Source organism: Vibrio sp. 2132-1, assembly GCF_033344315.1.
Window position 1 is genome coordinate 1 of record NZ_JAWPON010000001.1, and the last position, 25,417, is coordinate 25,417.

Below are 25,417 nucleotides of genomic sequence, written 5' to 3' on the forward strand. Positions count from 1 at the left end.
CTTTAAAATACAAAACGCCCGATGAAGTACATCGAGCGTTTTAGTTAAAAAGTGTCAACCCATATCAGGACGGGTCACTGAGATCTGACTATGCCAGTTTCAACTCGAACTGGTTCAGGTACATTACCATATCTTCAATCGTCAGTACCGGCATGTTGTGGAGGCGACCGAATGCTACGATCTCCGGTGCCTTTGCCATCGTGCCATCTGGATTGGTCACTTCACACAGTACGCCAGCGGGTTGAAGCCCTGCCATTTGCATCAGATCAATCGTACCTTCTGTGTGACCACGGCGAGTCATTACACCACCTGGACGTGCGCGCAGAGGGAATACGTGACCCGGGCGAGCAAGATCTTCCGGTTTTGCGTGCGGGTTTGCCGCCGTTTTAATGGTCGTTACGCGGTCTGCTGCTGAAACACCCGTTGTTACACCAACTTTCGCTTCAATAGAAACCGTAAATGCGGTTTGGTTTGCGCTGTTGTTGTTTACCACCATTGGAGGCAGTTCCAGTTTGTCTGCTTGAACATCTGTTAAGCACAAACAAACGATGCCGCTACATTCGCGGATCATCAATGCCATTTGCTCGTTAGTGAGGTGCTCGACTGAATAAATGATATCGCCTTCGTTTTCGCGATCTTCATCATCAAGAAGCAGTACGCCACGGCCTTCTTTTAAAGCGATAAGTGCGTTTTCAACGCGAGTAATTGGGTCGCCGAATTCGGCAAGTAGTGATGACTGATTCATGGTTAACTCCTAAATTTCACCAGAATCAGGGCGGTATGAGAGATCGCCGTAAAATACGATCAAAAAGAAGTGCACCAGCATTCTTAGCAATCTGACTCGCTATGCTGGTGTATTCTTATTCTCTTTCATCCGGACTATAACCGTCGGCTCTGGCATCTCACCAGATCTGCTGACCTCGACGAATCGAGCGCTCGCGGGCTCACTTGAAAAAGTATACCGCCGGTGGGGAATTTCGCCCCGCCCTGAGAACAATTAAAAATGTACCACTTCATCCAAGTTGTGAAGAAGTGGAGCTAGGATAGTACTGCGAACTGAATAGCTTGGAAAGTCGATTCCATCTGTATGATGGAAAAGTGTGCTATCGACGGAAATAATCTGTGTGAATAAAGTGATCAATCTGCTGCGGCACGAAGGTGTTGTAAATCAGGCTCGTATGCGTTTGCTTCACTTCGATATGATCTTGCATACCGTCCAGTCTTGTCTCTTCTACGGTAACCGTACCGTCCGACATGGTGTTGTCATTACGGATCAACAATGGGCGAGCGCCAATCGGCATCGTTCCTGCGATACTGCCGAGTTTTTGAGGGAAATCCCAAGCGTCATCATGTTTGTTTAATCCGTGGTGTGGCGAATTGCCTAAAATTGCACCCAATCCGAGATCTTGAATTCGACCTACAATGGACGCGCCTTTCAGAGGCGAACCGATAGCGACAACATGAGAGATTAAGTTAGTGCTCGGTTTTCTGTTGGCGAGATAGCGCTTAATCATCAAGCCTCCCAAGCTGTGTCCCACGAGGACGTTTGTGGTCAGTGGATTAAGCGAATGATCAATAGAATCAAACAGTGAAGACTCATCGATAGCAACAGTGTTATAGCTGAGTACTTGCGTTTCGTATCCGAGTTTTCTCAGCTTTTGGCTAAGAGGCTGCATGACCAGCCCATGCATATAAAGACCATGTAAGATGATGATTTTCATAATACCTCCTAGATTTATGACGTCGTAATATCCTACTCTAATTGACAAGAAACTACTTGTGCTTTGTGGTGCATATTTACGTTTTGCTGCAAAGTTTGACTGCTGTAGCAAGCGACTCAGCCCAGTAAATCCTGTACTTGTTGTTGCAATTGATGACGATTTAAAGACGCAGGACTTAACACTTCACCGATTACAACATCCACTTTTGACCAAAAACGAGTCGGTCGTTTTGTGAGAGCATGTCCGCCTTTGTGGCTGAAAAAAGAACCCCAAAGCCCTTTTAACGCCATAGGGATGACAGGAACAGGGTTACGTTCAAGGATTTTTTCCACACCAGGGCGAAACTCACCCAATTGACCGTTAGACGTTAAACGACCCTCAGGGAAGATACAGACAACCTCACCGTCGTTAAGTGCTTGTTCAATCTGTTCAAATGCTCGTCGGTAAGTGTCGGCACACTTACGTGGAGAACAGATCGGGATAACACCGGCATGACGGAATACATATTTAAGAACAGGTAGCTCGCTGATGGACTTGTCCATCACAAAACGAACCGGGCGAGTAGAGGTTCCCATCAAAATCAATGCATCGACATAGCTAACATGGTTAGCCACGATTAACGCAGCACCTTGTTCAGGAATATGTTGGCGCCCCTTTACGGACACACGATACATACAATGGCTGAGTAAATAACTGATAAAGCGTTGTGTAAATTCCGGTACTTGGCGATATACATAGATCGCCACGAAAAAGTTACCTATTGCCATCATGGCAAACAGTTCCACAATAGAAAGCTCTAGTACGCTGAGTACAACGATCGAAACCAAAGCAGACACCACCATAAACAACGCATTCATGATGTTGTTAGCAGCAATGGCACGTGCACACTCCCTTTTGTTTGAACGCGATTGGATGAACGCATAAAGAGGAACAATAAAGACACCGCCGCTTACACCAACAAGGAACAGGTCAATCATGACGCGCAGATGTTTTGATTCAGCAACGAAGCTTTGCACATCATAAAAGTGCACCGGAAGTGATGGATAACTTGGGACTGCCCATAGCAAGTCGACGCCAAAGACTGTCAGACCAAGGATACCGAATGGCAAAATACCAAGCTCAACGTGGTTGAAAGAAAGTTTTTCACACAACCAAGAGCCTGTCGCGATACCAATCGAAAACAATGCCAACAGTAAAGAAACGACAGTGCTATCTGCGAACAAATGTTCGCGTGCGAAGTTAGGGAATTGAGTTAGGTAAGTCGCACCCATGAACCAGAACCAACTGATGGCAAGAATAGACATCCAGATGCCTCTCTGTTTTTTTGCCACTTTTAACGTGTTCTTTAAACCAGAAATCGGTTCAAATTTCGCTTTGTCATTCGATTGGCTAGGCATCGTTGGAATATTCACGCTGCTCATGAACCCAAGCAAAGACAAGGCAATCACGGTACAAGAAGCAATCAAGGTACCATTAGGAATGGCTAGCAGCAGGCCTGCGCTAAGCGTACCTATAAGAATCGAAAGAAACGTGCCCATTTCAACCCAAGCATTTCCTTTAACAAGCTCATTTGGTTTGAGCGCTTGTGGTAACAAGGCGTATTTCACGGGACCAAAATAGGCCGATTGAGTGCCTGTCATAAACAGCAGAACCAGCATCAGCATGGCACTTTGGGTGGCAATAGCGGTTGCTGCGCAAGACATGATAGCCAGCTCGATGAGCTTTAGACGTCGGATTAATTTGGCTTTGTCCATGCTGTCAGCGACGGCACCAGCATGCGCTGAGAATAGAAAGAAAGGTAGGATGAATAAGCCTGCCGCCAAATTAACGAATAGATTGACGGATATTGGTAGGTTATCAATTTGGCTGTATGTCACCATCAATAACAGAACGTTTTTGTAGATGTTGTCATTGAGTGCGCCAAGGCATTGCGTCACAAAGTAAGGAAAAAAGCGTTTTGAGAAAAACATACGGGCCCTGATTAAACAAAGTCGAATGAGATGGGAGCACTTTATGCTCAATGAACGATTAAACCAGCTTTCTCTTTCAAGTGACGTTGTATGCCACCAAAAGTAACGAAATTCGTTACTTTCATTTCCATTCGTTTATTGAGTTACTAATTCCGAGACTTCTGAGCAGGTTTTCTTTCCCATGGTTCAAACAAAGGGAACGTCCAACGACGCATCGCAATAATCAGAGAGGTGCCGTGCTTTTCGTCCATATCGAGAGAGCTATCATTTTGGCAAGCCTGATAAAACTCATCGATGACCTTTTGCAGTTTCTGTTGTAGCTTCTTGTTGCTTGGTACACTGATCAGTCCTGTTGCCATGGAGAACTTTTCATCTTCACCAGAAAAGTAGCTTTGGAAAAAGGCGTCTTGAACTTGCTGTTGGAAGAACCGTTGAATAGGGCCGCCCATCTGCCACTTAAATGTCGGAGATATACGCAAACGAATTTTGTTATTTGGCTGTAAGTCGATGATGTTCAGACGATCCAAATGAGCAAGCTTTTGCACCAGTTCCAACTCATTGAAGGTGTATTGCTGAACGATTTGCTCAAACTGATAGCCATTTACAACACAGATTGCCACGAGTAGCAGGGCTTTATCATCAACCAACTGCTTTTCTTGCTCTAACGTTAGCGACTCTAGACCTTTATTGTGCGCAGCCGCGAGCTTAAACAGTTCCGCCATTTCTAAACCAATCAATTGGCAAATGCGTTCTAAGCGTTCAAGACTAATGTGTTGACCTTCAGCGAGTAAACGTTTGACGCTTCCTTCACTTAAATCAAGGTGTTGTGCAACATCCGCATAATGCAGCCCAGCTAACTTTAGTTGGCGTTTAAGCTCTTTAATTAACGTATAGCTTTCTGACATTTACGCTGTTACCTCGTCGTGTAACTGCTCTAGGTACGTTTGCATAAAGGTTTTGCGTTTTTGCGCTTCGCGTCTTGCTGACTCTGTGTTCATAGTTTCAGCGATTTTGAATAACTTGGTCTGAAAGTGATCCAGAGTGAATTGTTTATCGTTAAGTTCACGTTCTTCGGCAAATATATCGCTGTCGTTGTAAAGTTGCGCGTTAAATTGAGTGCTGACTTGAATGCATCGCGTCACGCCAATTGCGCCTAAAGCGTCCAGACGGTCGGCATCTTGGACGATTTTGGCTTCTAACGTATTTGGCCTGATGTTTGCGCTAAAGCTGTGTGCCTCTATCGCATGAGCAATGGCATCATGATATTGCTGCGGATAATCGATACTCTCTAAAAATGCGACCGCTTTTTTGGCTGCGATGATTGAGCTCTCTTTGCGATTTGGGTGATCTTTCGGGTAAGTAAAGCAATCATGCAAATAGGCAGCCGGTAATACAATCGCGATGTCTGCATTTTCTTCTTTGCAGAGCTGTTTCGCTGTTTTGACCACGCGTTTTACGTGTTTAAGATCATGAGCTGCATCTACTTGCATCTCTTGCTGCATAAATTCCAAAAATTGCGGTTCTATCTGGCTTAATGACGTCATGGTTCATATCTACAACTAAAATGAAGTCAGAAGTATGCCCAACGCTTAGAATAATTTCCAAGTGCGATGGTGTAATTGAGATTCAGCCACCAGAACCTTGTGCAACGTTTGGTACTGAGCCGTTTTATATGGCCTTTCAATGTGTTCAGTGGTTTATGAGACAAGAATAGACAGAGCGAGCAGTGATGTTTACCAGTAGAAAAAAGGTCTGACGATGTCGTCAGGCCTTTTTAGTTTCGCCGATCTTTTTAGCGTTTGAACGTTACTTGCTCTGCTTGTTCAAGATGAATATGAGTTGTTGCAGGCTGTGTTTCTGCAATCACTTTACCGTGACGAACAGAGTAGCGAACCGGCACTTGGCGACGTACTGCGTCAAAACCATTTTCTGCGGGAAGAATCAGTAAACTACCTGGTTTGCCTTCTTCAATGCCGTGCTTATCTTGAATGTTCAGTGTACGTGCTGAATTGGTGCTGATCAGATCCAGTGAGTTGTTGATTTGGTCGTAACCCATCACCTGACACACGTGCAGACCCATATGCAGTACTTGCAGCATGTTTGCAGTGCCTAGTGGGTACCAAGGGTCAAATACATCATCGTGTCCAAAGCAGACGTTGATGTTGGCATTCAGCATCTCTTTCACTCGTGTTACGCCGCGACGTTTTGGGTAATCATCAAAACGTCCTTGTAAGTGAATGTTCACCAATGGATTTGCCACGAAGTTGATACCGGACATGCGTAATAAACGGAACAGGCGAGATGCGTATGCACCGTTGTAGGAACCCATCGCTGTGGTGTGACTGGCCGTGACTTTATTCCCCATATCAAACTTGTGCGCTAATGCTGCCAGTGTTTCAACGAACCGAGATTGTTCGTCATCGATTTCATCACAATGCACGTCGATCAGGCGGTCGTATTTTTTCGCTAACTCGAATACGTAGTGCAGCGATTCAATGCCATATTCGCGTGTGAATTCAAAGTGTGGAATCGCGCCAATCACGTCCGCACCTAATTTGACGGCTTCTTCTAGCAGCTCTTTGCCATTTGGGTAAGAGAGAATTCCTTCCTGCGGGAAGGCGACGATTTGGATATCTACCCATTCTTTCATCTCTTCACGCACTTCTACCATCGCTTTTAGGGCAATTAGGGTAGGGTCTGAAACATCGACGTGGGTACGAACGTGTTGTACGCCGTTTGCTATCTGCCATTTTAAGGTTTGTTTTGCGCGCGCTTTCACGTCTTCAATCGACAGCATTTCTTTGCGCTCAGCCCAACGTTCAATACCCTCAAACAATGTGCCAGAAATGTTCCAGCTTGGCTCACCTGCGGTTTGAGTTGTATCTAAGTGAATGTGTGGCTCGCAGAAAGGCGCAATCGCCATACCGCCTTCAGCATCGATGATGTCACCGTTATGACTAAGCTCCACATCGTTGCTTTCAATGCGCTTGAATTGACCATCTTCAATCAAAATTTGCTGCAGACCTTCTTGTCCTTTTAGCGTTACGTTTTTGATCAGTAGTGTTGTCATGATGGTTCCTTACGCTGGCTGTGTAGCCAGTGCTTTTTTGTTGAGAACAGGATTAAGAATCAGGAAGCTAATTGCGCCGCCAAGTACAGCGTTAATCGGCACTACGCCAGGCAGGAAGTGTCCCGCACCAACGCCAATCACGACAGCGATAATGCCAGCCCAGTTAACGTTTTGGAATTGGGCGGCTTCAAAGTTTGCGTAGCGTTTACGGTTCGTGAAGAAGTCAGCGATGATCACACCGCCAATCGGTGGAATTGCCAAAGATAAGAAGGTCAGCCAGCCAACAAAGTTATTGTAGAGCCAGAGAGCGCAAAGTGTGCCAACAAGACCGTTCGCCATTGAGATGTATTTACTTGGTAAGCCTGTGATGTTGGAAAATCCAAGACCCGATGCGTAGAGCGCGTTGTCGTTGGTCGTCCAGATGTTCAAGCCAAGAACGATGATAGCTGGAATAAGAAGACCTTGCGCGATCATCACTTCAGAGATGTCTGATTGACCCGTCACCGACGCACCTGCCGCGCCAAAGATAAACATTAACGAGTTACCGATGAAAAATGCCACCATGGTGATCATCACGGCGCTGCGCGGCTTTTTACCAAAGCGTACGAAATCCGCCGTTAATGTACCAGCACTGACAAAAGAGCCGACAACCATCGCGAGAGCTATTGAAAAATCGAGTGGCTCGGTTGGTTGAACCTGTTGTAGTTCGCTTATACCGCCAACACTATTTACTGCCTCGATGACAGAGTAGCCGCCAAGTAGCGCAATGGCAGGAACGGCAATTGCTGACAACACCATCAGTGCGGAGATGCCAAAGTAAACGGTCGCGGTCATGAGCAAACCGGAGACGAGGATCAAAGTATTGGTATCGATGCCCGTTGCTTTGTGCACCGGAATCGCAAACATCGCGACACCAACTCCAAACCACCCAACTTGAGTACCGCCAAGAAGAGCAGAAGGAAGCCAAGAGCCTTTAGAACCAAAAGAGAAACGAGCAAGAAGGTGAGTAGAGAGACCAGTAGAAGCGCCGATGTAACCGAGGAAAGAAGTGTAAATACCGAGGATTAGGTTACCGATGAGAACAGCGAGGAAAAAATCATTAAAGGAGAGCCCAGTACCGAGAGAACCCCCAGTCCACATACTTGCGGAGAAAAAAGTGAGTCCTAACATCACCATTGTAAGTGACGCCACGCCTTTTCTGGCCGTGTTAGGAACTGGTCCAAGACTGTAGTTATTGTCTCCAGCCATTATTACCTCCGCACATTGAAATATTAAATTATAGCACCTGATTTTCAGGCAAACGGCGCGTATTATCGTGATGTAAATTTAATAGTCAATGATAAAATTGCAATTTAAACGTTTGCTTTGTTTTTGATGTGTATTTTTTCTTTTAATAACAATGGTTTGATTTTTAAATTCTAAAGGTGGAAATTTTGATTTTACGTATTTTCTATGATTTATAGACAGGTTTTCTATGTGAAATGAATGTTTTGAATTGCTATTTGTTTTTATGGATTAAATTTATCTATAACTCTGGATTGTTCAGTCGATTTCTATGAAAAGAAAACGATTTCATGATGAGGTTTTTGGTTTGGACGTTATTTGTTCTTTTCTTGGGTGTGTTTTCTTGGTTTTATTTTATGTAGGTGATTTATTTTTGTTGAAGCTGGCATTTCTAATGGTTTAGTGGGCGAATATTTGAATTTTATAAACAGTAAACAATCTGTTGTGGGTAAGAAAAGTACAACCGAGCTCGGTCAGAGGATAAGAGGGCAATAGCCACATAAAAAAATAGCCAACCGCAAAGAGTGCGATTGGCTTATATACATGTGAACAAAATCAAGTTCACTAACAACGTCAGTTGGCTAGGTGACCCTCGGCTTAAGAAGGGTCGATTTATATAATGCAGTTACTGTGCCAACTTTAATATGCCCTAAAATACGTAGTTTCTGTGACATGCGTTGCTTAAAGTTTGAGTGTGTTTGCAATTTGCAACTGCGTTATGCAACTTGACTCTATTATGCTAATGATTGATTAATAAACAATGAACCTTTTAAAGCATGACTAAACTCGCCGTTCCTAAAAAGGCGAAAAAACCAACTACATCTGTCACTGTTGTTAGAATCACCGAGCCAGCCAAAGCGGGGTCCAATTTAAACTTATCCAGAATGATGGGAATCAGCACACCAAATAAAGCTGCGGTAATAATATTGACGATAATGGCCAGCGCGATGGTCCCACCTAGAACCGGAGATTGAAACCACAATCCGGCGAGCCCGCCGATGATTAACGCCCAAGCAATGCCGTTCAGAGAGCCAATACCCAACTCATTTTTCAATAGCTTGAAACGGTTACCTGGGGTGATCTGATTAAGCGCCATCGCACGAATCATTAGAGTGAGCGTTTGGCTGCCAGCAATGCCCCCCATGGATGCAACAATTGGCATGAGCACCGCCAAAGCCACCACCTGCGCAATTACATCTTCAAATAGTCCGATAGTGACAGACGCCAAAATCGCAGTAAGCAAATTGATGCCTAACCAAACACCGCGCTTTTGCGAGCTTTTTAATACTGGCGCAAACAAGTCATCGCCTTCATCCATACCTGTACCGGCCATCAAACGTGCTTCGTAGATTTCACGCTGTGTACTCAATGCAAACTGCCAATCGACTTCACCGATCAGTGTTTGGTCTGCATCAGTTACAGGGAGAGCGGGCAGTGTGCTGTGTTCTAATGCCTCTACCGCTTCAGGAAGCATCATTTTACTGTCTAGAACCGTCACAGCCTCAATAACGAGTGTTTTTAAGCGAGTATCGGGGTCACCACGCAAGATATCGAAGTAGTTGACCGTTCCACGATACTGTTTATTACGATTAATCAGATACACCTGTTGAGGCGTGTCGTAGCTATAGCGCTCCATTAACTGCTTAGCTGTCCCAATCGTAATGTTGAAGGGCAGAGTGATGATCTTACGTTCAGCCCAGTGGCCGAGTTCTTCATCAGCATACTCGTTTGCTTGATCGTAAAGTTCCAACTCATCTTTTTCTATCAACGAGAGTGCTTCGTTGATGATCGACTCTGGCAACGAATCGGCCCATTCGATGAGCGATAAGTTGTCGAGTTTAGCGAGAGTGAGTTTTAGCTCGACTTCAGATAACGCGTTGATGATAGAGAAACGTACGTCCGCACGCATTTCCGTTAACACGTCGATATGTAGCTCTAGTGGTAAAGCTCGCCATAAGCGAACACGATCGTCGATTGGAAAGGCTTCTAGAATCAGGGCAACCGCGCCGGGCTCGAGGCCCGCTTCAATAGATTCATTGAGCGTTGCGACTTGATCCGCTTCTTCGGCTTGGCCAATTTGCTGGATTAGAGTGGAGAGATCTTGAAACTTGCTCACCGAGTACCCCGATAGTTAATTCGTTTTATGGAAGTATGGCATGTTATTGAGATGCACAACTATGCATCTTAACCTTGCTCAAGGTACTTGAAAGTAACAGAAAAACAATAGGCTATTCGCTGTTGATGGTGAGATATGGCTGTACCAATTGGCGAATGTTCACTTTTGCGCCAATACGGGCTGCCAGCAAGTACATTCCGCCGATTTTTCTGTGTAAAAATAGGGCATCTGCTGGTGGAGTATGCCAGTATTCTTGCTCCATGCTTAGAATGGTGCCAGCCTCGCGAAGCTTTTGTGCTAAGCCGCTGGCTTTGAAATCATAGGGCTCATCGACCAACATAGGTTCACATGCCATTTTCACTAGATCGAGAATCGCTTGGCGTTGGTCTGGAAGGATGGTTTGGCTGAAGAAGCCTATTTGTTCAAGCGCATCATTCAAGCCTTGTTCGTCATTGTTAACGACAGATGCGAAAGCTTGGCGATAACCAGTGCTGAACCGCTCGCTGTACTCGCGAGTGGCCCCGAAATCTAGCAAGCCGATTTGACGAGTGTTTTCGATATATAAGTAGTTGGCGAAATTTGGATCGGTTTGTACCATCTTAAATTCGAACAGCTCTCGAAACAGTAATTCGAGTAGGCTGTGCATGACAAAATCTCGCGTACTCTGATCATAATGTTCGATTTTCTCAATCGGGCTGCCATCAATGAATTCCATCGCGAGAACGGAGTCTGAGCAACTTTCAGTATGAATCTTGGGCACCACAAAATGAGGGTGCTCCTTCAAAGCGTCATGATAACGAATGGCAAATTGTGCCTCTCGTGCGTAATCGGCCTCGTCATGTAGCTGCTTTTTCGCTTCTTCGAGCAATCCTTTGTAGTCGACAGACTCGGGAATCAACCCAACGACCTTGAGCAGTGTACCGACATTATCGACGTCGCTATCGATACTTTTCCGTATGCCCGGATATTGCACTTTGACGGCTAGGTTATCGCCCGCATCGCTGTAAGCTTGGTGCACTTGTCCTATTGATGCACTGGCGATTGGTTTGAAGTTAAATGACAGAAACTCAGCTTTCCAATTCGTTCCTAGCGAACTTTCCATTACTGCGTTGAGTTGTTTTGCAGGCATTGGGTCTGCGTTGGAACGAAGACGGGAAAGAATATCGGCGAGTTCAGGTTCTAAAACATCACCAGCATCCATTGATAGCATTTGTCCAAGCTTCATTGCAGCGCCACGTAGGTGAGCAAGTTGGTCGGTTAAACGCGCGATGTTCTGTGGCGTCAGCAAGAGGTCTTTCGCTTTTGGTTTGTTGCCTTTGGCTATCTGCTTCGTGCCTTCTGCAATCACATTGCCTGCGACACGGGTAGCAAGTGAAGCGAACTTGCTGAATCTTGAGATGCGATGGGTAGGTAGGCTTCTTTCCTTTACCGACATGAATCTTCTCCGCTATTTACTAACTAATTGTTATACGGGAAAAGGATATGTTTGGATACAAATGAAAAGAAAACCGCCAGCGTAACTGGCGGTTTGCGAGTTTAGATAGAGTAGAAGAAGTACAGTTGAGACTTCATTCGGATGATGATCCCGCGAATCACATCTAAGAAGGCCATGAAGCCTATCGGTTTTTCACCGCTGACCCATGCCAGGCCAACAGAGCCAACAGGGATGTCGTAGCCTTCTGGCTCATCAATCTTAAGACGAACAAAGTGATGTTTGTTTTGTAAGTTCTTGCCGGTTGTCACGCGAACAGAATCATCGAAACCCAGTAGATTACCTTGTGACTCACCTGTTGCTTCAACAATGCCTTCGACGGTCGCTGAGAAGATCTTACCTGGATAAACGGACGAAGAGAATTCCGCTGGCTGACCCGGTTTGATGTTACGAATCGCCTGGTGGTTGACTCGCATCAGCACGTACTTCTCGTTAGTGTACATGTTGATACGCGGCATCATCGATACACGCTGACCTTCACGCAGGATAAAGTTGGTGACAAAGCCATCTGTTGGTGCATGCACTTTGGTGCTGTTCAAATCCCATTGTGCTTTTGCAATTTGCTCTTCCGCTTGACGCAATTCAGCTTGTTTCGTTTCAACCGCTAACTCGGCTTTATGAATCGCCAGTTTTGCACGGGAAATATCGACTTGTTTCTTCTTAATTTGAGACTCAAGGGTTAACACGTTGTGACGTGCCATATCAACCGCACTCGATTGTTTGTCGATGTCGCTTTCCGTGATGGTGTTTTGCACCACTCGGTTTTGCTCAACATAACGATCTAGCATTTTTTTCTGCAATTTGTAGTCAACTTTGGCCGCTTCCAACTGGCTCTTTGATGTTTCTAGATCTTGCACTAGCGCTTCGTGATTAGCTTCTTCAATCTCGATGTCGCCTTTTGCTGTAGCTAATGCAACGCGAGCAGAATCAGCGGATACGTTCGCTTGATTTAATGCGATTTTGTATTGCGTTGGGTCAAGTTCATAAATTAGCTGACCTTCTTTAACTTTCTGATTCGGCTCAATGTAAATGTGGTCAACTTTACCTTTTACATTGGTTGAATCTGGACGCAATTGGATGTGTGGTGACTGCACGACAGAACCGCCGGATAAATCCATCGGGGTGAAGTTAATCAAACCTACCCAGACGAACATTAGCCAACCCAAGCCGCCAAGATAAGCGAACGATTTGGTTGCTTTGTTCCAAGGCATGCCAACCAAACGCAACAGATAGATGAAGAGTGCCCATACCGCTAAACCTTCTAACATTATGCTTCCTCTTTTGGCTGTGTTTCTGTTTGCGGTTTACTTTTCCATGTATCACGCAGATTGATGATGGCTTTTTCCATATCAACAAATGCAAAGATCACGGCTAGCACCCAAACCCAGTGCCAGACAAACCCTATCCAGGTCAGCGCAGTGATGAGCCCTATCTGATGATGGTCTTTGCTGTGTGCTTTATTGATAGGTAATTCATGGATTTTCCAAAAGCCGTAACACGCGCCCGCGACACTCGCGATTAAAACGACAGCAGCGACAACATGTAACGCCGTATCTGCGCCTGTACCGACAAATGGGACACTCAGTAAACTCATTAAACACTCCTCTATCAAACTGTTGGCGTATTGTGATCTGAATTTGATTTGCGGCTTTCTTTGTGACAGATTCAATCACTATAGGATTAAATTTGATGTGATTGGTTATGAAAACGGTTCGGTTTATTCGTGCGATGGGCATTCTAAACATGCATAACCTCGCGTTATCTAAATACAATTTGGACTCGGATGAGTTAGGGATCCCAGCATCGGTGTTTCGCAACCCAATGACACTGATCCCGCTAAAAGCCGTTGCGGAATGGTACCGTTGTGTTGAACAAGCCAGTGGTGACCCGGATGTGGTGTTGAGTCTCAGCCGAGGTATTGAACTGCAAAAGCTAGGGCCAGTGGGACGCTGGTTATTCTCCGGCAATGATTTAGCCAGTACCATTCGGCGAGTGAATTATGGTGTGAGCAACCTACAATCAGGGGCGTTTTTTGCTGGCGAACAGTCGGGTAAAATCATCAAATGGACTTACCACAACCCGTTTATAGAAACGTCAGTAAAGGTGCACGATAGTATCCGCTGTGCGGTATTTATGATTAAGGTGTTACGCGAATTTCTTGGCAAAGATTACCAGCCTTTACGTGTCAAGGTTTCAGGCTCGAGAAAAAATACTGAGCGATACCGGGAATATTTCGGCTGCGAGGTGGAATGGAGTCAGCCAAAAACAGAGATATGGATCCCGGGAGATGACCGACTAGCTTCTCGCCAAGTGAGCCATCGAGAAGACAGCCGTCTAGCGATGAGTTTTTCCGATTTGGATGATTTGCTTAATATGCCCGACCCAGAAGATGAGTTGAAAGTGATTTATGAAGTGGTGAATTACAGCAGCCATTATGGATTGCCAACGTTAGAGCGCGTTTCTTCTCTGCTTGATTTATCTGAACAGCAGTTTCAACGTCGTTTGCATAAATTAGGGCTCAATTTTTCGACGGTTTCTGGCTATGTATTGAGTAATATTGCAGCTGGTTTGTTGAGTAAGCGCGTGAGTATTGATGACATTGCCACGCGCCTTGGTTACACCAATGTGGCGAGCTTCAATCGTATGTTTAAGAAACATCGTGGATTAACGCCCAAGCAGTATACGGGAAGATTAGAGAAGTAGTGCTCCACTTATCTCTATGAGTACAAGCAATAAAAGCCCTCAAAAAAGTAGAGGGCTTTGTTTTTTTGTGTGTTGTTGTTTTATGTAATGGCTATTTTTTAGGGCGCCAACTTAGTGCACTTGCAACAGCGCCGATGGCAATTACATCCTTTTTTTGTTCGCTAAGTTCAGGGAGCATCTGTACCGCAATGGTACCGTTCGTCTGCACTGCGGCAATTTCTTGTGTGCCCTCCTTAAAGCTATAACCCAATGGAATGTCTACCGCCATCATGGCGTCAGGACTAGTATGTACAGTTTCTACATTAAAGTGGGTGCTACCAATACGCACTACGCCTGTCTCTTTTTTTTCAAAGCTGATGTCGATGAGAGCCGATTTTGGCTCCATCGCAAACTCACCGACTTTTTTACCATCTTGAGTAATGTCACAGGTGTAAGGATCATTCCCACCAAAATCGACGCCCATGTAGTTAACCGACATACCGCCTCCGGTGCAGTTCAAAAGCCAAGTTTCTCCGCTGTCGATACGAGTCACTTCTGCGCCCATTGAACCTTCTTTGAAAGAGATACGGTTAAACCAACTTGAGTTAGAAGCACTGCGTGAATACTTGCCTTTGTACTTACCAGCAAAATCAAAATGGCCATCTGCACCGAATCCCCAAAAATCACCGTCGGTTTTGATCAGCATTTCTGGTTGTGCTTTTACGGCATCAGTACGATCCATGACGGCTAGGCCACCACAACCAGCAAGGAGCAAGGGAGCGAATAGAATAAGTTTCTTCATGTTTTTCATTGTTTATAGCTTGGTTACATCTAGGGTTTGGTCGGTGAATTGGATGTTCTGAATGTCGTACAACTCGTCAGTGCCTGTACTCGGGCACTCAACAGAAACGCTCTTTGCTTTGATAACAGTACATTCCGCCAGTTTGTGTGGCACGATATAGGTGTTGATACCGCCTTCACCATAAATGCTGTTGTCTTTGCTGTTGCCTTCAAAAGTATTGTTTTGATCATTACCGATCACATTCATCGCGTCGCCGCCAATGATCTTCACTTTTGTTAGCCACTGAGATTTGTAGGTGTACGCTTCTATCAAACCGTCTTTGTTGGGAGCCATACGGAAGGTAGGTACTGTGCCTGGACTTGTCTTTTCTGTGTAGAGCTTGACGCCCGCAGAGTCGATATTCGCGGTATATTGCAAGTATCCGTGGAATAAGCCACTGATCCAATCAACGGCTTGTGGATCTTGGGTTTGCATTTCTTCACGCGTTAACGCTTGGTAGCCATCTAAACCATGTCCGTTTGCTTTTGCTACACCCATGTAAGCTTCAAAAGCGGCAGCAAAATATTCGTGAGAATATGAAGGGCCCGTTTGTTTCACACTTTCAGGATCGAAGTCGTCCGATTTCCAATCGTCCCAGTCATACTGAGTAGGGCGCCACACCGTCGGTTTGCCCGATTGAATATCGTTATAGATGCTTAACGCATGAGCTTGAATGTCATTTTGCAGTGCCGCAGTCGCCGTGTTAGGTGCAATACCTTGCGCTTGGACCAAGTGTAAAATTTCTTCAAAAGCGGCGTCTCGTTCGGCTTTTTTACCAAGATTGGCGCAGTAATCGGCAAAATTACTCATGTAATGGCAATCGCCTTCAACTGTCAGTTCTCGATACATTAAAGATTGGCTATTCCTTAGCCAGTTTGGTGTTTCTTTACTAGTTACTAATGTTGACGCGATAGATGTGACAAGTGTATCCATATCATCTTCGTTAAGTACCATCATGCTTACAACAAACTTTTCTAGAGAACTAGTATCAAAAGAGTGTGCTAAGCCCGAGCTTGTAACTGCATCGTTCAATTTGCCTTGGCGAATCAGTTCGTTGATAAAGATTTTGGTTAACATCTCATCATTCTGTTCGTCGTTTTCGGTCAGCATTAGTGTGGCATCACGCTCGGCTAATGTCTTAGCGATACGAGACTTGTCAGCACCGTACTTAGAGTCTGGTTGGTTTGTGAGAAGGTGTTGGATGATTTTGGCTGCACGAAAGATTTTTTCATTATTCGCACCGTCATCAACAGCCACAATGTGAAATGTATCGTTGTTGTTTGCTTCGGAAAGGGAGATTTTCACATAGTGGGTGAAGCCCGAATCAGCAGCCACTTTTAACTTGGCCGGAAACTCTGTAGAAACGACAGTTGGGATTGTGACAGTGCTCAATGTTGGCATTGGTGGTGTTGGAGGTGTCGTTGTCGATGGTTTCGAATTAGATTCACTGCCGCCACAAGCAGTTAGACTTATCGCGCAAAATATGGCTAAAGGTGTTAATTTGGAATATCTCATTTCATGTTACTCGTAGACTTTATTAGAGCAGGAAACTTAGAAGCAACATAAAGTCCTGTCTATATAAGCAAACTAAGTCATATATGTTGATATTGTTTTTTGGTAAGACCTATTATTCGATATATTTAAAAATATAGTGGATTTTTATTCCGAATTTTATTTTCTATGTGAAGCTATATTCTGATAATGAATAAAACCTCAGGTTATTGCATGGTTTTAGGGGTATAGAATGATTAGGATTATCGTATATGTATGGTTTGTAAGCGTATGTAAGCCTGCGTTTTATTAAAATTATCATTTAAGTAGGTTGCGCAGTATAGGACGAGCGATATACTCCCTCCATCATATTGGTGGAGTAAATGATTCATGGTGGGTAATACAATCTTACTGGTAGAAGACGACTCAGAGATTGCTCGATTAACCAAAATGTACCTCGAAGCCGAAGGATATACGGTAACTGTCATCGATAACGGTCAAAATGCATTAGAAACGATTAAGGGGCTCAAGCCGGACCTAGTGCTGTTAGATTTGATGTTACCAGGAAAAAATGGCGCAGAAATATGCCAAGAGGCGCGTAAGTTTTATCATGGTATTATCATTGTTTTGACTGCGACCGATGATGAAATGAGCGAGGTGAGCTTATTTAAGTTCGGTGCTGATGATTACCTTACCAAACCGATAAAAGGTAATATTTTGCTCGCCCGTATTGAAGCAGCGTTGCGTCGCTATTGTCGTCAAGTTGATATCGTTGAAGAAGAAAAGCTGAGCCGATATGGCATTAGTCTTTGTCTTCGTCGCTCCCAAGCATTTTATTTGCAAAAAGATATTGGTTTAACGAGTTCTGAGTTTGAAATTTTAGAGCTCCTGATGCTGAATGTCGATAAGCCAGTATCTCGTGAATCATGTTGCCGTCTTGCCCGAGGCATTGAATACTGTATTACTGATCGTTCGATTGATATGCGTATATCCTCACTAAGGAAGAAATTCTCTAAGGCTCATATCCATACGGCTACCATTAAAACCATACGTCACCACGGCTACATGCTGACAGGTAAATGACGCATGTTTTCCCTGTTTACTCGTCTATATGTGGGGTTAGTAACTGGCCTTGCGCTGACTGTTGCTTTGTTTCTCTTTATGGGGGAAGAGTACATGCGCAAAACAGAAGTCGGTGTTTTTTTGAGTGACGGTGCTTATTTTGTCGATCAATACATTGAGCAACGAGGCACTCCGGATTCTCTCTACAAGAAGTTAACCGAAAACGGCAAGCAAGATTTCTTTATCTTTGATTTAACATTGGTTGAAAACTGGGACGGATCACCGCCTTGTCGAGATTGTAATCTGCTGTACCGTATGCAAGGGATACCTGTTTATCTTATTGATGGCAGTACCTATGCTGCGGTATTCCCTTTGCCTAACACTTCGAAGAGTTTAGTTTTCAAAGAAAAAACGGATTTCTTTAGCCCACACGTTGATTGGAATGAAGATTCTGAGATTGTATTTATACTTACTCTACTTTTGGTTGTTGTATGCAGTTTAGGCATTATGGTTTACATACCTGTACGACGTCTTGACCGCCAAATTCGGCAACTAACGGCTGCGCAACAACAATTTGGTTCTGGTGAGTTGAATACGCGAGTCGAGCTAAAGCAATTTTCGCAACCCGTGAAAGAGCTCGCCCAAGGCTTCAACTGCATGTCTGAAGAGATTGAGAGACGAGTGCGCCAAACACACATCTTTACTCAAGCTATTCCTCATGAAGTGCGCACTCCGCTGAGTCGTATTCAGCTAGCGACGGATTTAGCTCGACGCACGAGTGGTGAAATGCAGGCAGAGTTACATGACGATATTGAACGATACGTTGATGTCGTGACGGATTTAACATCCGACATTGTCATGCTGTCTCGCTTGAGTGTGAAAAACCACTCATGGATCGATTCTGTTGAAACCATGGAACTGCCACTTTGGTGTAAAAGCCGCATGAATTACCTAGGCTTAGAGTCCGCCATGTTGAGAGCAGAAAATAAACTCGCGAACCAATTGATTCACTTTCAGCCTACTTTGGGTAACCTTGTCCTCGATAATTTACTGCAAAACGCCAAGCGTTATGGTGAGTCCTGCGTTGAGGTGACGATTCGAACGGTAGCGGATTGCTGGAGCATCGATATTGAGGACGATGGTCCGGGCATCCCTGAGGCGATGCGAGAAGAAGTATTTATGCCATTTTCGCGCTTAGACAAAAGCCGCAACGCCGACATGAAAGGCTTTGGTTTAGGGCTTGCCATCGCTACCAGTGCAGCGCGGCAACTGGGGTGGGAGCTTTCTGTCGGCGAGAGTCACTTAGGCGGCGCACGTTTTACGGTGCTTATTCCTGCCAACGGTTAGAGTAGGCACTGCGGTAGTCTGGCTCTGCGATACCTTCATACAAATCGTCACAAGCTTGCAGTGGACCTACGACGGTTCGGTAGGGTAGGACACCTGCCCAAACAGGGATGTCCATGTCTTCCGCATCGTCGTTGACGCCAAAATTGCTGATTTTCACTGATGCTTCTGTGAGTGGAATACGCAGCAGCATGGTGGCTTTGAGTTCTTTTTCATTACTCAAACGGATTTGTTCTGTTCTCCCCGGAGCGATCTGTTCAATAAAGTGATTCAGCAACCTGTCTTTCTCTTGGTTATCTTCCACCACCTCAAACTGGCCAAAGACCACAGCACTGCGATAATGCGCACTGTGGTGAAACGCACTTCGAGCCAATACCCAACCATCAAACAAAGTAAAGGTTAAGCACGTTTGCACTCCTTGTTTGAGTGAGCGTAACAGTCGACTGTTGTTGGCACCATGGATATACACGTAATCATCGACACGCCATGCCAGCATAGGGATGACCACAGGGCCTGACTCGTTGGTTATCGCAATATGAGCGATTAGGCTTTCATCTATGATGGCGTGCAGTTTGCTAACATCAGAGACGGCTTTATGTGCGCCTTTTTTAATTTCCGTTCTATTGGTGTTGGATAGCATTTTCTCTCCTTGCTTGCTCACGATTACGAGCGATTTATTCTCATTCTTTGATTGCAATGTAGCGTTTAACTGGTAGCTTAAAGAGAGCCAGTTTTAACTAATGGATGGATCCAGTTTGTCTTTGATTGATATCGGTGACCTACATTTAAAAGACAGTGAAGGAACGCGCCAGCAAGCGTTGTTTTTTGCTATTCGCAAGAAAATTGTTCAAGGACTGTGGATGAAGAATGGGAAGCTGCCTTCTACGCGGAAGCTTTCACAAGAGCTTAATCTAAGTAGGAATACCGTGATTTCTGCCTACGAACAGTTAGTGGCGGAAGGGTACTTGAACAGCCAAAAAGGTTCTGGTTTTTATGTTGCCGTAGAACTGCCAGAGCAGTACTTGCCTGAACCTAGTTCAGTTCAGAGAGACTCATCACCGAAAGCTCACTTTGATATCAACCGCGCATTTGCACCGGGTGTACCGGATTTGGACGCATTTCCGATGGCGCAATGGCAAAAGTTACTCACTCGCCATATGTCTCGTACTTGCTTGTTGGGGAACCAAGATATTCAGGGCAGTTGGACATTACGCTGTGCTTTAGCTGACTACCTTGCATCTAGCCGTTCAGTGAATTGTTCTCCAGAGCGCATCATTATTACCTCTGGGGCGCAGCAAGCGTTGTCGATTGCGACGATGGTAGTGCTCAAACAAGGTGATAAGGTTCTGATGGAGCAACCAGGTTACGCGCAAATGCGGAAGTTGATTCAATTCCAGCAGTATAAATTTGAGCCTTTATTCGTCCGAGAGAAACTAGGCTTTGATGTGGAAGCTGTGACCACAAGCGATGCCGATGCCCTGTATATCACCCCAAGCAATCAATATCCGATGGGCACCACACTCAATACTGAGCAAAGAGGGAAGATCATCAACTGGGCAGTCGAACAGTCACGTTGGATCATCGAAGACGATTATGACAGCGAATTCCAGTTTGCTCATCGTCCCTATACCAGCTTACAGGGGCTAGCAGCTCAAATGGGTCGAGATGATCGTGTGTTGTATGTGGGTTCCTTCAGTAAAGTGATGTTTAACGGATTGCGGCTTGGCTACCTTGTAGTTCCTGAACGTTTAGTAGAGCAATGCTTAGTGGTTAAGGATGCGTTAAGTGGTGATTCGCCGACGCATACACAAGAAGCATTGGCAGACTTTATTACTGAAGGTGGGTTATTACGTCATATTCGAAAAATGCGTCGACTGTACAAAACTAAGCATGAACAGATGCATGTATCCATTCAACAGCATTTTGGCGACCGTGTTTGCGTCGTTAGCCAAGCGGCGGGGCTTCATGTTACGTTGAAATGGCAAGACGGTATGGATGAGCAGCGTTTTATAAAACTAGCAGAGCATGAAGGGATCATCTTGCGACCTTTGAGCTATTATGAACACCCAGATTTTCAAGCACGTCACTGGCATGGTGCCGTGCTTGGTTACGGCAATATCGCGTTAGAGAACATAGACGCTGGTATCCAACGTTTAGCTCACATATTTCGAAATGGGAAGCGATGACTATTCAACTACACGTGTTTGTCGCTTATGTCGCCACTGTTTCCAAGGCAGTAAAAGTAGAGTAAAAATGCCAAGTGCATAAAACATTGACCAGCCTAAACATATAAAAACACCGGTACAAAGCAGTAGGGACAGTCCCGCAAGTGTTTTACCAAATCCTCGAAGCAATTTGAAAGCGGCTAACATCGCCAACATGTAAACCAGAACGAATACACTGTTTGCGAGTTTTAGGAAAAACTCCAGATCGAGCTGTGATAGGGTTCCGATCACACAAGATATCAATAATATACCGCCAACTAATATGGTGGCTGAGAAAGGGACACCATGACGCGAAATCTTGGCTAGTGGACTAGAAGGACGATGTTCCCGAGCTTGAGCCCAGACCATTCGCGCTAGGCTCTGTGTGTATAAGTTAACGCTCGCGAAACAAGCGGAGAAACCTATCAAGCTGATTATCCATTTGGCTCCATCGCCTAGTAGTTGGGCACTAAGCCAGGGGATGGATGCGTTATCAAATTGAGCGTTACCATACGCGCCAAATTTTAAAATAACGACAGAGCATGCCCAATAGGTAGCCCCTGCTACAAAACAACCGACCACAATGGCAATAGGGAAATCTCTTTGAGGGTTTTTGAACTCTTCCCCCATATGGGCAAAAGCCTCTATGCCAACAAAACACCAGAACATCACGCCTAACGCTGCGGTAATAGGCCAAATTGACTCTTGTGTGATGGCGGGCATCACAAGATCGGCGCTGTTAACGTCGCCTTTCCATAAAAATGCGCCAACAAGTGCGAAGACACTCAAAGCAATAAGAGTTTGTAAATGACCTGATGATTTTGTGCCCATCAAGTTGACGAACACAAGAAGTACTACCGTGAGAACTTGTGCAAACAGATTGTTGCTAATAGGCTCTGGCAATATTTGTTGTAGAAAGCCTGCGGCGAGTGCAATCGCGGCCGGAACCCCTACCGGAATGACACTAACAAATAGCCAAGCGACACTACTTTCCAGCTTGGCGTTAAAGGCTTTGCGTACAAAAAAGGCTGTTCCGCCCGCGTTGGGGTATCGTTTACCCAGTTGAGCAAAAGTCAGCGCAATAGGACAAATCGCGATGAACAATAAAATCCAAGCCCATAGTGAAAAATAGCCAGCTATACCTGCTGCGATAGCCGGGATCATAAACAGCCCCGTTCCCATTAATGTGGTGGATAACTGTGCGATACCTGATGTGAGTGAAATGTCTTTTTTGAGCTCTTCCATGCGAATTGATTCATCCAATGTTATGAGGCTTATTACGAAAAAGCTTGTAGCTTCTGATTATTTCGTTTTATGTGTTTAAGCGATGCTATTTATGTGTTGAGTGTATAAGGTGGGAATTTGATTTCAATGTGTTATCTATTTTCTGTTGAAATGGATAACAGCACTCATCTCATGCCCGCCAAATAGCATATCCAAAATGTTAATAACAAAATGATTTACTAAACCGTCAATATGACGGTTGTTTTAAATAATTCCAACAAAATGTTGGTTTCTTATGCAGTTAGAATCGGTATAGAATGAGAAAAATAAGGAAAGCTTGGTAACGGTATGGACAAGTTTGATCATAAGATTGTGGATCTGCTCAGGCACAACGCTCGGCTGTCGGTGACTGAAATTGCGGATAAAGTAAACCTTTCTCGTTCTGCGGTAACGGCCCGTATTCGCAAGCTAGAGCATGACAAAGTGATTCTAGGGTATCACGCTGAAATTGCGCCTTCGGGTGGGGATTCGATTTGCGCCTATTTTGCCTTAAAGTTCGATAAATCAACCTCTACGTATTATTGCGAATCATACGCGGACGAATTATACAAAATTGATGGCGTAAAATGGTGTCATGCGATCAGCGGTGAGACGGACATGATGGTTTTTGTCGAAGTGCCTACTATGGCTCGCTTGAATGAAATCAGAGATCAAATTCAACGATATCCAGAGCTTCGAAACCTGATGACTCATACCGTCTTAGCTGAATTCTTTAACACGACTGGGAACCTGTTTGTGAAGTGACCATGAATGGATGCCATGTTGAAAACCCTTCTGAGCGAATATGTTAAACAACATTAATTTGAATCTACTTAGATCCTTGCATGTACTTTTAGAGGAGTGTCATGTCAGCCGGACCGCAGAACGTTTGCACATTACGCAGTCTGCCGTCAGTCGACAGCTTGCACAATTGCGCGATCTGTGTGGTGACCCACTGCTTATTCGTCAAGGTAATCAACTGATACCAACGCCACGAGCAATAGCGTTAAAATCAAAGCTTGATGCATTACTGGCTGAGTTTGACCATTTACTCGATGACCAACCTTTTGAGCCGCGGCAGTGGCAAGGTGAGCTTGTTATTGCTTCTAGTGACTACGTGGCGCAATACGTATTGCCCGATATTGCCTCTCACTTGGGTGAACAAGCGCCACAGTTAGATATGGCGTACCGACTGTGGCAACCCAACTTTCTTGATAAACTTCATGAGACGGGCATCCATATCGCGTCTTCTATGTATCCAGAAAAACCACAGAGTGTGTCGAGCGTTAAAATTGGTGAGGATTCATCAGTTTGTTTGATGAAATCTTCTCATCCGTTAGCAAAGCAGGACCAGATCAGTATTGAAGACTTGATTTCATATTCACACATTAAAGTGACTGGCGGCGGAGACAAAGATTCCTACACTGATTTAGCATTGAAAGAGCTAGGGCACACCCGCCACGTTACCTTTAAGGTTCCATTCTTCTCTGCTGCGATCAATCGCTTAGTTGCAAGTGAGCACCTGATGGTGGCTCCTGAACATATTGCCGTTAACCTCGCTAAACATTGGGACGTAACCCATAAAGCATTACCACTCGAAACACCTATTCATCAATATTGGTTAATGTGGCACCCCAAATACGACACGGATCCTGCGCATAAATGGGTGCGAGAAGAGATTCGCTCAGTAATGCAAATCTCTGAGTATTCCATTCGCTAATACGTACACCGTTTAGCTATGACTTGAAGTCATGATTAGTATGAATAACTTTGATTTCTAATTATACCTCTTCCGTTGATAGAGTGAGCTTCAAAGAGGGGAGATTCTTATGACACTAACAGTTTGGTTATCACTTTTTACCGTGTGTTTATTAGGGGCTATGTCACCAGGTCCCAGCTTAGCTATTGTCGCTAAGCACTCGTTGGCTGGTGGACGTATCAATGGATTAGCTACGGCTTGGGCTCATGCGTTTGGCATTGGTATATATGCGTTTATTACCTTGATTGGGCTCGCTGTTGTTTTGCAGCAAAGCCCGATGCTGTTCAAGACGATTAGCCTTGTGGGTGCGGCATATCTTGCGTATTTAGGGTTTAATGCTTTGCGTTCAAAAGGTGGTGTGGCTGCGAAGTTGGAGTCAGGTGAGGAAACAACGGTAATCCAGTCTGCGCGAGAAGGCTTTTTTATCTCGATTTTAAGTCCCAAAATTGCTTTGTTTTTTATCGCATTATTCAGTCAGTTTGTCGCGCTCGGTAATGATTTGAGTAATCAGATGATCATTGTTGCCACGCCGTTTGTTGTGGATGGGCTTTGGTACACCTTTATTACCCTAGTGCTATCGAGCTCTAAAGTCGTTGACAGAATTCGCTCTAAGGCAGTGTTGATTGATCGTTTGTCAGGGGTAGTACTCATGCTGCTGGCTCTTAGAGTGGTCGTAACGGTATAGACAAGCTCGCAAGACAGAAATACTAAAAGCAGCCCGTGTGGCTGCTTTTCAAAAAAGCACCCTGCCATTTTAAGGACAGGGTGAAAGCAAGAAGTTTCTCAGGAGCGGTCGGGGGAGAGAAACTCATCTAAATCTTATTTACTTACCGGCGAACCTCTTCAAATTCACCTTCAATCGCATCTGCTTTACCTGTATTAAACTCATACTCTTCGTGCATTTCTCTCTGCATTTTCTTGACGCGCTTTTCAATACGTTTACCGGTAATTAATGCTGCGATGGTCAACGGAATCGCAATGATCAAGCTAAATACTAACGTAAAAAAGCCGGTAATCAGTGCTAGTGCAGTTACAATAATCCGATTCATAATCATGACCTCTCTGTAATTTATGTGCTCAGATTAATGCTGTGAACATGAACAAAACATGAATGCTGA

The 25,417-nt window shown here is 44.8% G+C and carries 23 protein-coding genes and 1 riboswitch; of the genes, 7 read left to right on the forward strand and 16 right to left on the reverse strand.

All coding sequences use genetic code 11. The features are described 5' to 3' along the window. Positions 1-88: 88 nt before the first annotated feature. From ribB to R8N47_RS00055, 11 genes are all read right to left on the reverse strand, one after another. Positions 89-745: a 3,4-dihydroxy-2-butanone-4-phosphate synthase gene (ribB, locus tag R8N47_RS00005; protein WP_005385579.1), complete on the reverse strand. Its 657-nt coding sequence runs from the start codon at positions 743-745 to the stop codon at positions 89-91. A 113-nt stretch (positions 746-858) separates the two neighbouring features. Beyond that, a riboswitch (FMN riboswitch) is annotated at positions 859-999 on the reverse strand. 104 nt (positions 1,000-1,103) lie between these two features. Next, complete coding sequence (locus R8N47_RS00010) at positions 1,104-1,721, reverse strand: hypothetical protein (RefSeq protein WP_064354868.1); 618 nt, start codon at positions 1,719-1,721, stop codon at positions 1,104-1,106. A 116-nt stretch (positions 1,722-1,837) separates the two neighbouring features. Next, positions 1,838-3,691, reverse strand: coding sequence for an MFS transporter (locus tag R8N47_RS00015; RefSeq protein WP_025767948.1), 1,854 nt, complete (start codon positions 3,689-3,691; stop codon positions 1,838-1,840). Between the two features lie 146 nt (positions 3,692-3,837). Further along, positions 3,838-4,596: a helix-turn-helix domain-containing protein gene (locus R8N47_RS00020; RefSeq protein WP_064354867.1), complete on the reverse strand. Its 759-nt coding sequence runs from the start codon at positions 4,594-4,596 to the stop codon at positions 3,838-3,840. Beyond that, positions 4,597-5,235, reverse strand: a complete 639-nt coding sequence (locus R8N47_RS00025) for an HD domain-containing protein (protein ID WP_017819864.1) — start codon at positions 5,233-5,235, stop codon at positions 4,597-4,599. It abuts the gene before it with no gap. 248 nt (positions 5,236-5,483) lie between these two features. Next, positions 5,484-6,761, reverse strand: a complete 1,278-nt coding sequence (locus R8N47_RS00030) for a cytosine deaminase (RefSeq protein ID WP_064354866.1) — start codon at positions 6,759-6,761, stop codon at positions 5,484-5,486. A gap of 9 nt (positions 6,762-6,770) precedes the next feature. Further along, on the reverse strand, positions 6,771-8,009 hold the full coding sequence (gene codB / locus R8N47_RS00035) for a cytosine permease (RefSeq protein ID WP_064354865.1): 1,239 nt from the start codon (positions 8,007-8,009) through the stop codon (positions 6,771-6,773). Positions 8,010-8,814: 805 nt separating this feature from the next. Next, on the reverse strand, positions 8,815-10,161 hold the full coding sequence (locus R8N47_RS00040; RefSeq protein WP_005373641.1) for a magnesium transporter: 1,347 nt from the start codon (positions 10,159-10,161) through the stop codon (positions 8,815-8,817). Between the two features lie 112 nt (positions 10,162-10,273). Beyond that, entirely contained in the window at positions 10,274-11,596 is a 1,323-nt protein-coding gene (locus R8N47_RS00045; protein WP_064354864.1) for an ABC1 kinase family protein, read from the reverse strand. 101 nt (positions 11,597-11,697) lie between these two features. Continuing rightward, positions 11,698-12,921 carry an HlyD family secretion protein gene (locus tag R8N47_RS00050; RefSeq protein ID WP_064354863.1) on the reverse strand — a complete coding sequence of 408 codons (1,224 nt, stop codon included), beginning with the start codon at positions 12,919-12,921 and terminating at the stop codon, positions 11,698-11,700. Further along, positions 12,921-13,247 (reverse strand): MFS transporter, encoded by a 327-nt coding sequence (locus R8N47_RS00055; RefSeq protein WP_017635162.1) that lies wholly within the window; start codon positions 13,245-13,247, stop codon positions 12,921-12,923. Before R8N47_RS00055 ends, R8N47_RS00050 begins: the two co-directional genes overlap by 1 nt. Positions 13,248-13,354: 107 nt before the next feature. On the opposite strand from R8N47_RS00055, the gene R8N47_RS00060 reads away from it, so the two are divergent. Beyond that, positions 13,355-14,356 (forward strand): AraC family transcriptional regulator, encoded by a 1,002-nt coding sequence (locus R8N47_RS00060; protein WP_053304538.1) that lies wholly within the window; start codon positions 13,355-13,357, stop codon positions 14,354-14,356. Positions 14,357-14,447: 91 nt separating this feature from the next. Here the strand turns inward: R8N47_RS00060 and R8N47_RS00065 are convergent, their stop codons facing one another. Together R8N47_RS00065 and R8N47_RS00070 are read right to left on the reverse strand one after the other, a co-directional pair. Continuing rightward, the gene (locus R8N47_RS00065; RefSeq protein WP_031778833.1) at positions 14,448-15,137 is read right to left on the reverse strand and encodes a hypothetical protein; all 690 of its coding nucleotides are present in this window, start codon (positions 15,135-15,137) and stop codon (positions 14,448-14,450) included. A gap of 12 nt (positions 15,138-15,149) precedes the next feature. Then, on the reverse strand, positions 15,150-16,691 hold the full coding sequence (locus R8N47_RS00070) for a hypothetical protein (protein ID WP_031777160.1): 1,542 nt from the start codon (positions 16,689-16,691) through the stop codon (positions 15,150-15,152). Between the two features lie 366 nt (positions 16,692-17,057). Here R8N47_RS00070 and R8N47_RS00075 point away from each other — a divergent pair, with 366 nt between their 5' ends. Then, a complete protein-coding gene (locus R8N47_RS00075; RefSeq protein WP_005373624.1) occupies positions 17,058-17,750 on the forward strand; it encodes a response regulator transcription factor in 693 nt (230 codons plus the stop codon). A gap of 3 nt (positions 17,751-17,753) precedes the next feature. Beyond that, positions 17,754-19,076: an ATP-binding protein gene (locus R8N47_RS00080; RefSeq protein ID WP_005373622.1), complete on the forward strand. Its 1,323-nt coding sequence runs from the start codon at positions 17,754-17,756 to the stop codon at positions 19,074-19,076. On the opposite strand, the gene R8N47_RS00085 is transcribed toward R8N47_RS00080, so the two are convergent. Continuing rightward, positions 19,057-19,713, reverse strand: a complete 657-nt coding sequence (locus R8N47_RS00085) for a pyridoxamine 5'-phosphate oxidase family protein (RefSeq protein WP_064354862.1) — start codon at positions 19,711-19,713, stop codon at positions 19,057-19,059. The genes R8N47_RS00080 and R8N47_RS00085 overlap by 20 nt on opposite strands. Before the next feature lie 100 nt (positions 19,714-19,813). On the opposite strand from R8N47_RS00085, the gene R8N47_RS00090 reads away from it, so the two are divergent. Beyond that, the gene (locus R8N47_RS00090; protein ID WP_053307231.1) at positions 19,814-21,259 is read left to right on the forward strand and encodes a PLP-dependent aminotransferase family protein; all 1,446 of its coding nucleotides are present in this window, start codon (positions 19,814-19,816) and stop codon (positions 21,257-21,259) included. On the opposite strand, the gene yjeH is transcribed toward R8N47_RS00090, so the two are convergent. Continuing rightward, the gene (gene yjeH, locus R8N47_RS00095) at positions 21,260-22,522 is read right to left on the reverse strand and encodes an L-methionine/branched-chain amino acid transporter (RefSeq protein ID WP_064354861.1); all 1,263 of its coding nucleotides are present in this window, start codon (positions 22,520-22,522) and stop codon (positions 21,260-21,262) included. It lies immediately after the preceding gene. Positions 22,523-22,849: 327 nt separating this feature from the next. Between yjeH and R8N47_RS00100 the strand changes: the two genes are divergently transcribed. From R8N47_RS00100 to R8N47_RS00110, 3 genes are all read left to right on the forward strand, one after another. After that, positions 22,850-23,305 carry an Lrp/AsnC family transcriptional regulator gene (locus R8N47_RS00100; RefSeq protein ID WP_005373615.1) on the forward strand — a complete coding sequence of 152 codons (456 nt, stop codon included), beginning with the start codon at positions 22,850-22,852 and terminating at the stop codon, positions 23,303-23,305. Positions 23,306-23,345: 40 nt separating this feature from the next. After that, positions 23,346-24,260: a LysR family transcriptional regulator gene (locus tag R8N47_RS00105; RefSeq protein ID WP_042522676.1), complete on the forward strand. Its 915-nt coding sequence runs from the start codon at positions 23,346-23,348 to the stop codon at positions 24,258-24,260. A 109-nt stretch (positions 24,261-24,369) separates the two neighbouring features. Continuing rightward, positions 24,370-24,984, forward strand: coding sequence for a LysE family translocator (locus tag R8N47_RS00110; protein WP_005373611.1), 615 nt, complete (start codon positions 24,370-24,372; stop codon positions 24,982-24,984). A gap of 142 nt (positions 24,985-25,126) precedes the next feature. On the opposite strand, the gene R8N47_RS00115 is transcribed toward R8N47_RS00110, so the two are convergent. Continuing rightward, entirely contained in the window at positions 25,127-25,348 is a 222-nt protein-coding gene (locus R8N47_RS00115; protein WP_005373607.1) for a hypothetical protein, read from the reverse strand. Between the last annotated feature and the right edge of the window lie 69 nt (positions 25,349-25,417).

What these genes read in the sequence shown, in the direction of transcription:
- ribB (WP_005385579.1), bottom strand. Translation starts at nt 745, where the DNA reads ATGAATCAGTCATCACTACTTGCCGAATTCGGCGACCCAATTACTCGC.
- R8N47_RS00010 (WP_064354868.1), bottom strand. Translation starts at nt 1,721, where the DNA reads ATGAAAATCATCATCTTACATGGTCTTTATATGCATGGGCTGGTCATG.
- R8N47_RS00015 (WP_025767948.1), bottom strand. Translation starts at nt 3,691, where the DNA reads ATGTTTTTCTCAAAACGCTTTTTTCCTTACTTTGTGACGCAATGCCTT.
- R8N47_RS00020 (WP_064354867.1), bottom strand. Translation starts at nt 4,596, where the DNA reads ATGTCAGAAAGCTATACGTTAATTAAAGAGCTTAAACGCCAACTAAAG.
- R8N47_RS00025 (WP_017819864.1), bottom strand. Translation starts at nt 5,235, where the DNA reads ATGACGTCATTAAGCCAGATAGAACCGCAATTTTTGGAATTTATGCAG.
- R8N47_RS00030 (WP_064354866.1), bottom strand. Translation starts at nt 6,761, where the DNA reads ATGACAACACTACTGATCAAAAACGTAACGCTAAAAGGACAAGAAGGT.
- codB (WP_064354865.1), bottom strand. Translation starts at nt 8,009, where the DNA reads ATGGCTGGAGACAATAACTACAGTCTTGGACCAGTTCCTAACACGGCC.
- R8N47_RS00045 (WP_064354864.1), bottom strand. Translation starts at nt 11,596, where the DNA reads ATGTCGGTAAAGGAAAGAAGCCTACCTACCCATCGCATCTCAAGATTC.
- R8N47_RS00050 (WP_064354863.1), bottom strand. Translation starts at nt 12,921, where the DNA reads ATGTTAGAAGGTTTAGCGGTATGGGCACTCTTCATCTATCTGTTGCGT.
- R8N47_RS00055 (WP_017635162.1), bottom strand. Translation starts at nt 13,247, where the DNA reads ATGAGTTTACTGAGTGTCCCATTTGTCGGTACAGGCGCAGATACGGCG.
- R8N47_RS00060 (WP_053304538.1), top strand. Translation starts at nt 13,355, where the DNA reads ATGAAAACGGTTCGGTTTATTCGTGCGATGGGCATTCTAAACATGCAT.
- R8N47_RS00065 (WP_031778833.1), bottom strand. Translation starts at nt 15,137, where the DNA reads ATGAAGAAACTTATTCTATTCGCTCCCTTGCTCCTTGCTGGTTGTGGT.
- R8N47_RS00070 (WP_031777160.1), bottom strand. Translation starts at nt 16,691, where the DNA reads ATGAGATATTCCAAATTAACACCTTTAGCCATATTTTGCGCGATAAGT.
- R8N47_RS00075 (WP_005373624.1), top strand. Translation starts at nt 17,058, where the DNA reads ATGGTGGGTAATACAATCTTACTGGTAGAAGACGACTCAGAGATTGCT.
- R8N47_RS00080 (WP_005373622.1), top strand. Translation starts at nt 17,754, where the DNA reads ATGTTTTCCCTGTTTACTCGTCTATATGTGGGGTTAGTAACTGGCCTT.
- R8N47_RS00085 (WP_064354862.1), bottom strand. Translation starts at nt 19,713, where the DNA reads ATGCTATCCAACACCAATAGAACGGAAATTAAAAAAGGCGCACATAAA.
- R8N47_RS00090 (WP_053307231.1), top strand. Translation starts at nt 19,814, where the DNA reads ATGGATGGATCCAGTTTGTCTTTGATTGATATCGGTGACCTACATTTA.
- yjeH (WP_064354861.1), bottom strand. Translation starts at nt 22,522, where the DNA reads ATGGAAGAGCTCAAAAAAGACATTTCACTCACATCAGGTATCGCACAG.
- R8N47_RS00100 (WP_005373615.1), top strand. Translation starts at nt 22,850, where the DNA reads ATGGACAAGTTTGATCATAAGATTGTGGATCTGCTCAGGCACAACGCT.
- R8N47_RS00105 (WP_042522676.1), top strand. Translation starts at nt 23,346, where the DNA reads ATGTTAAACAACATTAATTTGAATCTACTTAGATCCTTGCATGTACTT.
- R8N47_RS00110 (WP_005373611.1), top strand. Translation starts at nt 24,370, where the DNA reads ATGACACTAACAGTTTGGTTATCACTTTTTACCGTGTGTTTATTAGGG.
- R8N47_RS00115 (WP_005373607.1), bottom strand. Translation starts at nt 25,348, where the DNA reads ATGAATCGGATTATTGTAACTGCACTAGCACTGATTACCGGCTTTTTT.